The organism is Corynebacterium neomassiliense, from assembly GCF_900626215.1.
Lineage (GTDB): Bacteria > Actinomycetota > Actinomycetes > Mycobacteriales > Mycobacteriaceae > Corynebacterium > Corynebacterium neomassiliense.
The window spans coordinates 1-2170 of the sequence record NZ_LR131118.1; the positions used below are offsets into that span (position 1 = coordinate 1).

2 protein-coding genes are annotated in these 2170 nt (G+C 66.5%); both read left to right on the top strand.

Features of this window, described 5'->3' with window-relative positions:
- Positions 1-138: 138 nt before the first annotated feature.
- Positions 139-1509 (top strand): MFS transporter, encoded by a 1371-nt coding sequence (locus E0E18_RS13800; RefSeq protein ID WP_130841932.1) that lies wholly within the window; start codon positions 139-141, stop codon positions 1507-1509.
- A 2-nt stretch (positions 1510-1511) separates the two neighbouring features.
- Positions 1512-1961 carry a class Ib ribonucleoside-diphosphate reductase assembly flavoprotein NrdI gene (gene nrdI, locus E0E18_RS13805; protein WP_110481747.1) on the top strand — a complete coding sequence of 150 codons (450 nt, stop codon included), beginning with the start codon at positions 1512-1514 and terminating at the stop codon, positions 1959-1961.
- Positions 1962-2170 lie beyond the last annotated feature (209 nt).

Consider the following 2170-nt stretch of genomic DNA (forward strand, 5'->3'; position numbering starts at 1 on the left):
TTGGGTATACCGTCCCCCGGCCCCACCCCTGCCCGGCCCGCCGTCGAGTTCACTGACCTGCCCGTGACCCTCCTCCGGGCCCGGCCGGGAAATCCGTACGGCGACCGGCACCTCCGGTAACCAGTGAGAGGTCCCTCAATGCCGGCCCCCGGTCCACTCCGCTCCCTGCTCGCCGACACCACCCCGCTGCAGCACCCGCATTTCCGCCGCCTCTGGACAGCCAACATCGTCACGGTGATCGGAGCCCAGCTCAACATCATCGTGGTGCCCGCCCAGATCTACGCGATCACGGGAAGCTCCGCGTACGTCGGCCTCGCAGGAGCTTTCGGACTGGTGCCGCTGGTGGTCTTCGGTCTCTACGGCGGTGCACTGTCCGACCACATGGACCGGACGAAACTCCTGCGGATCACCACCACCGGCATGATCCTCACCGCAGTCGCCTTCTGGGCCCAGGCGGCCTCCGGTCTCGACAATGTCTGGCTCCTGCTGACAGTCTTCGCCGTCCAACAGGCGTTCTTCGCGGTCAACCAGCCGAACCGAACCGCAGTCATCGCCCGGATCGTCCCTGTCGGCAGCATCGGTGCAGCAACATCCCTGAACATGACCGTCACCCAGGCAGGAGCCGTCATCGGCCCCGTCATCGGCGGTCTGCTCATACCGGTCACGGGATTCGCCTGGCTCTACCTCATCGACGCGGTGTGCCTCCTGTCCACTCTCTGGGCGGTACTGAAGCTGCCCGCCCTGCCTCCGTCGACAGCGTCGTTGACGGCGACGTCAGCAGCGTCGCCGGCGGCGTCGGGGGCGTCCGCGGACTCCGTCCAGGGATCCGTGAAAGCCGGCCGCCCCGGGTTCCGATCCGTGATCGAGGGATTCGTCTACCTGGCTGCCATGCCACTGCTTCTCATGAGCTTCCTGCTGGACATCATCGCGATGACCTTCGGGATGCCCCGGGCACTGATACCGGAGATCTCCGCGGTCAACTTCGGTGAGCAGGGGGAGGGCGGGCTTTTCTACGCACTGCTCTACGCCGCCATGCCCGCCGGAGCAGTGTTGGGCGGAGTGTTCTCCGGGGCAGTCACCCGGGCCCGGCGTCAGGGACTGGGCATTGTCATCTCGGTGCTCTGCTGGGGAGCGGCCGTGACCGTGATGGGACTCGCCGTCACGGCCGCCGACGGCCGGGCCGGGGTGTGGGCCTGGGTGGCCGTCATCTCCTTCCTGCTGGGAGGAGTCGCCGACATGTTCTCCACCGTGCAGCGCAACGCCATGCTGCAGGAGTCCGCCGACGACAGAATGCGGGGACGCCTTCAGGGCGTCTTCCTCGTCGTCGTCGCCGGCGGACCCCGCCTGGCCGACATCCTGCACGGATGGGCCGGCGCCCGCATCGGCGCCGGGCCCGCGACGGCGGCGGGTGGCGTCCTCGTCATCCTCGGAGTTGTCGCAGCGGTCGCCGCAGTCCCGTCCTTCCTCCGCTACATTCCTGCCCGCTTCACCGTCACAGAACGGAGTTGACAGTGCTTCTCGTGTATTTTTCCTCCACAACCTGCAATACCCTACGGTTCGTGCACAAGGTGGGCCTGCCCGCCGTGCGGATCCCGCTGCACCGTAACGAGGAACCCCTCGTTGTGGAGACCCCCTACGTCCTGGTCTGTCCGACCTACGGCGGGGGAGCGTCCATCACAGGCGACCTCTCCCGGCCCGTGCCGAAGCAGGTGATCAGATTCCTCAACGACGTGCGCAACCGCGCGCTGATCCGCGGGGTGATCGCCTCCGGGAACCTGAACTTCGGACGGGACTTCGGGCGGGCGGGGGACGTGATCTCCGCGAAGTGCGGGGTACCGTACCTCTACCGCTTCGAGCTGATGGGTACGGACGAGGACGTGGTCCGGGTGAAGGAGGGCCTGGAGGAGTTCGAGGCAGCATCGCGGGCGGACGGCACATGGGAGGCTGCCGTGACCGGATGACCAATACACGTGGCGCCGCGGCGCGCCACACGGTAGTAATGAATCAATATGCGCCACACCATCGTCGGTGCGAATCTACAAGGGGACATGATGACGACTGATCTCGGTAAGACTGTCGCGGAGCCGGTGGACCGGGCTGACCAGCTGGACTACCATGCGTTGAATGCGATGCTGAACCTGTATGACGGTCAGGGCCGTATCCAGTTCGA

Excerpts from the sequence above, each read along its gene's own strand:
- E0E18_RS13800 (WP_130841932.1), top strand. The coding sequence starts at position 139 with ATGCCGGCCCCCGGTCCACTCCGCTCCCTGCTCGCCGACACCACCCCG.